Source organism: Aquabacterium sp. A08 (genome assembly GCF_011742065.1).
Map to the genome: position 1 here is coordinate 1 of NZ_JAAQQT010000676.1, position 7,902 is coordinate 7,902.

Genomic DNA, 7,902 nt, shown 5'->3' on the forward strand with positions numbered 1-7,902 from the left:
TTTGAGGAAAACGACACCATGGAACAAGCCGTTGTTTCCGGCATTGCCTTCAACCGCGACGAAGCCAAGGTCTCTGTCCTGGGCGTGCCCGACACCCCCGGCATCGCCTTCCAGATCCTGGGCGCGGTGGCCGACGCCAACGTCGAGGTGGACGTCATCATCCAGAACATCAGCAAAGACGGCAAGACCGACTTCAGCTTCACCGTCAACCGCAACGATCTGGCCAAGACGCTGGACCTGCTCAAGGGCCAGGTGGCGCCCAAGCTGGGCGCGGCCGAGGTGCTGGGCGACGCCAAGATCTGCAAGGTCAGCATCGTCGGTATCGGCATGCGCAGCCACGTCGGCGTGGCCAGCCGCATGTTCCGCAGCCTGAGCGAAGAGGGCATCAACATCCAGATGATCTCCACCTCCGAGATCAAGACCTCGGTGGTGATCGACGAGAAGTACATGGAGCTGGCCGTGCGCGCCCTGCACCGCGAGTTCGACCTGGACCAGCCGGTCGATTCTTTGGCCAAGACCTGACGAGGCGCCCCGGTTTTGGGGCATAATATTGGTTTCGCGGAGTGATGACCGAGTGGCCGAAGGTGCTCCCCTGCTAAGGGAGTATGGGATGTAGAGTCTCATCGAGGGTTCGAATCCCTCTCACTCCGCCAGTAAGTCAAAGCCCCCGCATTGCGGGGGCTTTTTTACTGGGGCTTTTGCTCTTTTTCCCAGGTAAGAGCGGCCTGCAATCGCTCTCTGGCCCTGCTCGGCAGCACCTAGCTGCAACGCGGTAGCGGCTACTTTCTCTACCCCCTCTGAAACCCAGTGTGGCTTTTGGTGAAGTTTTCACAGGATGGGGTGCTGACTCTCGCTTGACTGTTCAAGTCCAGCTCCAAGTTTGAGTGCATAGCGATCAATCAACGACAAGTCTGCAGCGGTAGCAGTCAGCCAGGGTCCGGGCGTGGTTTGACCGCTGTTGGCTAAATAGCGGACAAATAGGTCGGAGATGATGCCAAGCGCGGTAGATAGAGATAGCGCCTTAGGTGCCAGAGCGATGCTTCTTAAACAATGACTCGGGTGCTAGAAAAAGATTTCCACGAGCGCGGGAGAATGCGACATAGAGTTTGTTGCGGATGATCGGTTTCGCCAGGGCGAGCTCACCGCGCAAGAACAGGGCCCAGCTGGTAGGGTTCAGCGCGACGCAAACATCCTGGTAGTGGTCTAGGCCTTTGCTGGCGCCCCAGTTGTTCGAGTGACAGCCGTAGAGCCAGTGCCGCTCCAGAAACAGCTTTACTGTCTTCTGGTCGGAGTGGAGCCGATCGACGTCTCCCTGGGACTCGACGACCTCCACACGCGCGGCACTCACGCTGGCGGCGGCGATCTGGATGCCGAGCGTTTTGGTGATGTAGTCGCAGACCGCTGGCCCGCAGCGATGACTCGCGCCGAGCGTCGTGGTGTCGACCTTGAACCCCGCCTTGGTGAATCTCGCACGGTAATCGTCGTAATCGTCGTGTAACGACTTGTTGACGTTGCCGTCGTGGCTCGTCGCAAAGGTGTGCTGATAGAAGTCGCCCACTAGGTGAAAGCGCGCCCGAGCCTGCGCGATCTCCAGGAGAAAGTTGAAGTCATGCCCTCCGAAGTCCTGGACCTCGTCGACATAGACATCGTCGTAGTACCGGTCGAGCCTCTCGCGCACATCCCCAAGACATCCTTTCACCGCAAGAAGCTTGGCCATCCGGCAGTGGTAGACCCGATCGCCATGCATGTAGCGTAGCCTGCTAGATAACGGCATGCGGCTTGACGTCTGCGATGGGGCCGAAAATGAAATGCCCCGGCTCTGCATGTCCTGCTGTAGCAAGGGCTTGTAGCAGAAGCGGTTCAGGAACGAAAAATAGGTATCGACCGTAACGGAGGCGTCTCGGCTATCGAGCCTGTTCGCGATCCGTCGGCGCAGGTCGTCCTCGGTGTTGGTCGTGTAGGTAATGACCAGGGAGCGCCGCGACGGGTCAATCTGCTCGACGATGCTGCGGGTCTTTCCCGAGCCCGCTACCGCGAACGTCACTGTCTTATCCATGCGATCGCGTCCTGGATGTATTTGGGCGCGCGGAGCTCCGAGGCGCCCTTGTCGAGAAGCTCGAAGGCGACATCGGCCTTGTTCGCTAGCATGTAGTCGAGCACGCTGAGCGATTTGCGCGAGGTTCCGAACAGCCGGTCACAGAGCGCCTTGTTGTCCTCATAGAGGCAGACCTCGAACGTGCTCCGTGCGTCGTCTGGATCCGCGAATACGCGAGCGTTGTCCATACGGAACTCCGCGTAGTTGTCCAAGCAGTTCTTCTGCCAGTGCTTGTCGTTGTCGCGCACAACAGCGACCCGGACCCCCAAGAGCCGCGCGAGTTCTAGATAACGCTTGAAACTGGTTCCGCCTACCGAGATGACGTGAACGCCGTCCTCCGCGAGCGTGCTCCCCTTGGCGTGCTTGGCGTAGAGCTCCTCGAACAGTATGAACTCAGCGTCGCCCTCGACCAGAATCACCTTCTTCGACAATACGAATTGAAGCACGTTGTTGTCCGGCGCCTTCATGAAGAACTTCGACGTCGACTCGCTCAGATCCGACAGCGCGCCGCGCTTGGAAGGTTCTGTCCCCAACAAGGCTGCCTTACGAAGGTCGAGCCGTGAGCAGATCATGCTGCTGTGGGTGGCCACGAGGAGTTGCCGCCCCTCGGCTTGTGAGAGGCGTTCGACAAGCTTACGCATGTGCGAGTGGCTGAGATGGTTCTCGGGCTCTTCGAGCAGCAGCAGGTGGAGTGGCTGGGTACCTTCGCCGCCGCGGCGCAGTGCGAAGCTGGTCTTGACCAAGCACTGCCTGCCCTTGCCGCGCACGTCGAGCGGCAGTTGGTCCTCCAAGATGACGAGGTCAGTCCCGAGGTTCGTCTTCGAGCTCGTGCGCACGCCGAACGTGTAGTTGGTCAGTGCTTCGTTGATCTCTTTCAGGTGCGCGTCGCGAAACTCGTCCTTCGCCTTACGGTATGAACTCTCCAGCCTACTTCGGGCCTTCGCGTCGGCGTTCACCGAGAACAGCGACTGCGTGTAGACGCGGGTAGCTTGCTCGCTGTCAATGCGCGAGCTGTCCAGCAGCAGGTGGCGCACATGCTTCTTGAACGCTATCTGCGAATCCTCGGCGAACGTCGCAAAGCGCGGTGCATAGTATTCGAAGGGGAAGGGTGCGTCGGGATCCTGCAGCAGCTCCTTGACTTCGTCCTCCAGCTCGCGAGGCACCGCGATTTCCAGCTTGATGCCGTCGCACTCCCTTCCGTCGACGTTGTTCCTTCCATTCAGGGAAGGATTGGTCCCCTCCGTCAGGAAAATCTCCACGAGCATTTTCGGCAAATCCGCGACCAGGCGGCGGCTGCCCATGAAACGGTCGACCGCAGCGGCGTTCAGGAGCGCTTCGACGCCCAGCGACTCGATCTTCGACCGGCTAGCGCTCAGAGCCAGGTCGATGGCCAGCAGCACACTACTCTTTCCCGCTTCGTTGTCTCCGAGGAGGACGTTGAGCCCTGGCTTGAGCAGCAGGTCCAGCTTATCGAATCGCTTGAAGTTCCGAAGAACGACTTTCGTGATGGCGGGCATAGCCTCTCTTCCCCCAGTTCGTTGTCAGTGTCTCGCGTCGGGCCCGGCCGCTTCGGCACCCGCACCGCCGGCCGACATCGCTCGATGGATGGCCCGCAGCTTCTCCAGCAGCTCGTCGAACGTGACCACGGCCACGTCCTTCGTCGCGCTGCGGAATAGATCGAGGGAGCGACGCTTGTCGGCGGTCTCTGGATTCCTTCCGGCCACCACAAGACAATGGACGTGCCCGACGTGCGTTCCCTCCATGCTTGGGTGTCGTGCGCGCGCGTGAAAGTTCGCAGTGAGTTCTGCACGCTGGTCCAGCGTTTGAGAGATCGCGGCGCACAGGTCGGCATGCGCGGCGTGCATGCTTCCGCGGAAGGGCGTGTTCTGAAGCAGGCGCGTGCGGGCCGTCTTGATCTCCACAATCGCCACCGCACCTGTGAGTCCCTGCCGGAACAGGAAGTCGGCGATGGTCTCACCCCTGCCGTCGATCGTCGTCCCCCCTACGTGCGCTTGTCCCCTGATCAGCAGCACCGGGTGAGGGAAGGAGATACTCAGGACGAACGGGTGCGTCTCGAAGAACGTCTGCCAGGCTCGCTCGTCCGGGTTCCGATCGAGCAGCGCCTCGAAGCGGCCAATCAACTCTGCGAGCGTCACACGCTCGATTTCTGACCTCAGCTCCAGCAGCGCGCGGGGGTTCTCTCGTGCGATCTGCGGAGCGTCTTGCCGGACGAGAGACGTGACGGCAGCCCGGTCGAGTTCGTCGCGCCGCTGGTCCCGGGTGCTTAGCTGCGCCAACTCGAAGATCTCGCCGGGTCGGGCCTGGCGATACAACCTCGGGAAAAGCTCCTCGTTGATCGGGTGCACGATCTCGTTATGCGCCAAAAGCCGCCGGTCCTGGAGCGCCCGGGCTTGCGAGCGCCGTCCGATCTGCGCCATCCCCTTGCGCACGCGGTCGAACAGCCTTCGTCCAAGCGTGAAGGTCTCGCCCGAGATCGAGGCTTCATCGCCTTCGACCAGTTGGAGCTCGGTCGCCGTTGTCGCGCCTTCGATCGCCTCGATGATTAGTCGATTCTCCCACTTGAGCCCAAGGCCCCTCGACGCGCGCCGCGAGAAGCCCACGGGAAGCGCATCGAGCAGCTCCTCGAACTCGCCGATGCTTTCCGGAACGCTCCAATCGCCCGGAATGCGAATCCTGACGATCTGGTCGTATTTGGGTTCTAGGAACGCGGAGCGGTAAGCGGCCGACACCCTCGGAAACATGATGAGTTCACTGGGGCTGACGTGCGCCAGCAGCTCCTTGCGCGGCTCCGGGCCACCTGCATCCGCCGGAGGCTCACCGTGGGCGAACACCTCCGCAAGTTCCTGGTCGTCCACCTCGATCACGTTGAGGCTGACGCGGCACTCCTCCGCCGAGTCGGGCGCCTCGGGCTCCTCGTCCGGCCCCTCGCCAGCCTGCACGTCGATGCGGTCGTCCGTATTACTCTCAGAAGCGGTTGCCATGGTCTCCTTCCCATTCTTGTTAACTGTCGCCCATCGGCCCCGCGCTAGCTACGGAGCTCGGCCTAGACAATGGTATTCCGTTACGGAATCAGACGACAAAACCCAAGGTGGAAACTGTGCCAGACCTTTTGCGCTCTGGAGGCAGCCGAGATAGCCTTGAGATATTGATGTCGATCGAGCCGATGCCTGCGCCGATGTAGCCTGCTGCAGGTCACGCATTCAGTCTCTGACTAACGCTGAGGCTGCCCCAGAACAAGCTCAGGTCTTCGAGCCCGATGTCTTGTTTTCTCGTCCTCCGTCGATAAGCACGATGTCCTCTCGGTCCTGTAGCCTCAGCTCTCGGAGAGCATTGGTCACCTTCTCCAGCTCGGCCTCCGAGAAGTACAAGATGACCTTGATGCTCCTCACGGTCTGACTGGCCTTGGCGTAAACCTCGACCTGCTTTTTGAGGTTGCGCCGCAGACTTGAATTGCTAGCCAGCTTGAACTCGACCAAGCTAGCGTTCTTCTTCCCCTTCGACACCTTGTAGTCCACCGGCCCGCGGCCGTTGTTGACCTCGGCGTTCACGTCGAAGGCGGTCGCATACCAGGTCAGCCGGAACATCGTGTGCAGGTCGCTCTCGCGCTTCACCGGCTTGCCGTCCACGTAGAAGACCCGGTATCCATCGTTGTCCTCGATTACGTGCTTCAGGTACCTCACGCGCTGCAGCGCTTCCTCGTAGGAGTCGCCACGCTCGTAGAACTCCGTGCCCGCCAGATGGTTCAGCACGAGTTCCCGTATGTTCTCTACGAACTGCCGGTGCGTCTCCTGCACCTTCTGGCTGCTGACAGCATGAGCCTCGTCGGCGTGCTCTTCCTTCCATTTGATGTAGTGGTCAATCAGCTCGGTGAACTGCTCGATGGTTCGCAGCGCAGCTGCCTTGCGTTCCTCCTGGGTCGAGCGTTCTCTGATTTGCTGAAGGAAGTGGTCGTTAACCTGCGCGCGTAGGTGCTCGTCCGGCAGCGATGTCCGCAGCTGGAAGAACTGGCTGAGCATGTCGCTCTGGTTAATCCAGGCTTCGTCCCGCGTCAGGATGTCGCACGGGGTCAGGATGACGTAGTCGCCGTCGTGCCACGGTAGGGTGTAGTGCCCCGACTGCCAACGGCGCGTCGCGTAGTTGAAGTTGACGCGCTCGACGTGCACGCGCCTCAGCTGAGTGGGCCGAAGGTACCGCGTTGCGAAGTCCTCGGTGTACTTCAGCAAGTACCCTTTGATGAGGTTCGTGGTGAAGTCGCTCAAGTGGTCACGGCCAACACCGCCGCTCAGCAGGCCCAGCTTCTCTAGGTGGGAGCTCTTCGTGATCGTCTCATCGCCGAAGTTGCGGAACACGCGCTTGAAGTTTCGAGCCAGGGCATCGGCAAAGTGCCGCCCCAGGCCCGTACCGCTGTTCCCCTGCCGGCTGAAGCCAAGCCAGTTCTGCTTGACCTCGCGGAAGAACAGCCACTGGGAGATTGCGCCCTCGCTCAGCTCTTCAGCCTGGGCTCGGTCTCGGACGAAGACGAGGTACCTGATGATGCCGTCATGGAGCTCTCGCAGCTCTGGGCGCTCGCTATCGAACAGCAGGAAGGGGTCGACAAACAAGGGTAGGTCGTTGACCAACGCGATGTTGAACGCGCCATGCGCCTCGAGCAAGCTCTGGTCGACCCCGAACACGTCGGAAAAGTAAATCACTCGCGATGCCTCCCTAGCACGTTGTGTAGCGGGATGCGCTTTGCGCGCGTCACGGGTGATTCTGCCCCTCCCGGGCGGCACAGAGCCCGACGTTGCCCTATCGATGCCTACCAAGAGCCGAAGCGGTCAGTCGGGAAGTCGCCCTCGAATGACCGCAATCAGCCTTTACCGGCCCACCGCGATGCGCTGTCGGTACTGCCTTTGACTGCGTGATCAAAGCATGAAAGATCGTCATTGGTGAACGGGAGCTGTACAAGCTGGCGTGACGGGGTGCCCCCATCCGGCTGCAGCTGGAAACAGCAACCCGCCACAGCACGCATCCATCCATCCATCCATCCCCAAAGACCGTGGTCAAACCTGTGGACAAGCCCGGTGACATTGCTGCAAGTGATTGAGCCGCCAAGCTTTTGTTGCCATGCTCAAACAATGGGCAGACTGCTCGGCCCAGGTGGTTCGTGCCGCCAGGGCATCTTCGCAGACTAGATCTTTGGTTGAGTCCTGGCCAAGGTCTTGACCAGCTCCAGGGCCAGCTTCTGGTACTCGGGCGTCAACGACCGGAAATACCTGCGCATCTGGATCGCTTCTCGTCCCATGTCCTCGGGCCGCAGCAGGCCCGCCACCTCATCGCCCGTGAGCTGCTTGCCTTCTGCCAAGGCGTACATGGCCGCCACCGACGTGCCCAAGGCGCCAGCGATCGCCTTCAGACCATCTTCGGTGGGTTGTTGCACCCCGCGTTCAATGCGCGACAAGTTGCTCGCATCCGTTCCGGCCTCAAAGGCCAGGGACTCCAAGGTGGCCCCGCGCTCGGTGCGCAGTACGCGAATGACCTGTCCGATGTGCATGCCGGGCATTCTTCAGACCCCCGGCAGATCACACAAAGCGCATTGCGCCAAACGCCATGCTAGATTTGCGCTTTACGCAAATCATCGAGGGATGCATGGTAGTAAATGCAAAGACACCGACGGTCGGGAGTGCCGCTTTCTTTGTTCCCAGGCTCGTGAGTGCCTTGAGGGATCTGGGCGGCAAGGCCAAAGCCAAATCCGTCCGGGACACCATCGTCAACCAGCTGATGGATGAACAAGAAGTCCTGGACGA

Annotated in this window: 7 protein-coding genes and 1 tRNA gene; 3 read left to right on the top strand and 5 right to left on the bottom strand. The window is 60.7% G+C overall.

The genetic code is table 11. From position 1 onward, the window contains the following. On the top strand, positions 1–522 hold a 522-nt coding region (locus tag HA630_RS16920), incomplete at its 5' end, for an ACT domain-containing protein (RefSeq protein ID WP_166834540.1). 38 nt (positions 523–560) lie between these two features. Then, positions 561–653, top strand: a tRNA-Ser gene (locus HA630_RS16925). Positions 654–1,021: 368 nt separating this feature from the next. Here HA630_RS16925 and HA630_RS16930 read toward each other — a convergent pair. The 5 genes from HA630_RS16930 to HA630_RS16950 form a co-directional block, all read right to left on the bottom strand. Further along, positions 1,022–2,056, bottom strand: coding sequence for a DNA helicase UvrD (locus tag HA630_RS16930; protein ID WP_166836176.1), 1,035 nt, complete (start codon positions 2,054–2,056; stop codon positions 1,022–1,024). Next, positions 2,041–3,612: an ATP-dependent endonuclease gene (locus HA630_RS16935; RefSeq protein WP_166836178.1), complete on the bottom strand. Its 1,572-nt coding sequence runs from the start codon at positions 3,610–3,612 to the stop codon at positions 2,041–2,043. The genes HA630_RS16930 and HA630_RS16935 overlap by 16 nt, the downstream gene beginning before the upstream one ends. A 24-nt stretch (positions 3,613–3,636) precedes the next feature. Then, positions 3,637–5,097, bottom strand: a complete 1,461-nt coding sequence (locus tag HA630_RS16940; RefSeq protein WP_166836180.1) for a Shedu immune nuclease family protein — start codon at positions 5,095–5,097, stop codon at positions 3,637–3,639. Between the two features lie 258 nt (positions 5,098–5,355). Then, positions 5,356–6,807, bottom strand: coding sequence for a hypothetical protein (locus HA630_RS16945; protein ID WP_166836182.1), 1,452 nt, complete (start codon positions 6,805–6,807; stop codon positions 5,356–5,358). A gap of 479 nt (positions 6,808–7,286) precedes the next feature. Continuing rightward, positions 7,287–7,649: a helix-turn-helix domain-containing protein gene (locus HA630_RS16950; RefSeq protein ID WP_166834530.1), complete on the bottom strand. Its 363-nt coding sequence runs from the start codon at positions 7,647–7,649 to the stop codon at positions 7,287–7,289. 56 nt (positions 7,650–7,705) lie between these two features. Here HA630_RS16950 and HA630_RS16955 point away from each other — a divergent pair. Continuing rightward, positions 7,706–7,902: hypothetical protein (locus HA630_RS16955; protein WP_166834528.1), on the top strand; the 197-nt coding region annotated here is incomplete at its 3' end.

Bases quoted from the DNA above. Each gene is read 5' to 3' on its own strand.
- HA630_RS16935 (WP_166836178.1), bottom strand. From the start codon at position 3,612: ATGCCCGCCATCACGAAAGTCGTTCTTCGGAACTTCAAGCGATTCGAT.
- HA630_RS16930 (WP_166836176.1), bottom strand. From the start codon at position 2,056: ATGGATAAGACAGTGACGTTCGCGGTAGCGGGCTCGGGAAAGACCCGC.
- HA630_RS16940 (WP_166836180.1), bottom strand. From the start codon at position 5,097: ATGGCAACCGCTTCTGAGAGTAATACGGACGACCGCATCGACGTGCAG.
- HA630_RS16950 (WP_166834530.1), bottom strand. From the start codon at position 7,649: ATGCACATCGGACAGGTCATTCGCGTACTGCGCACCGAGCGCGGGGCC.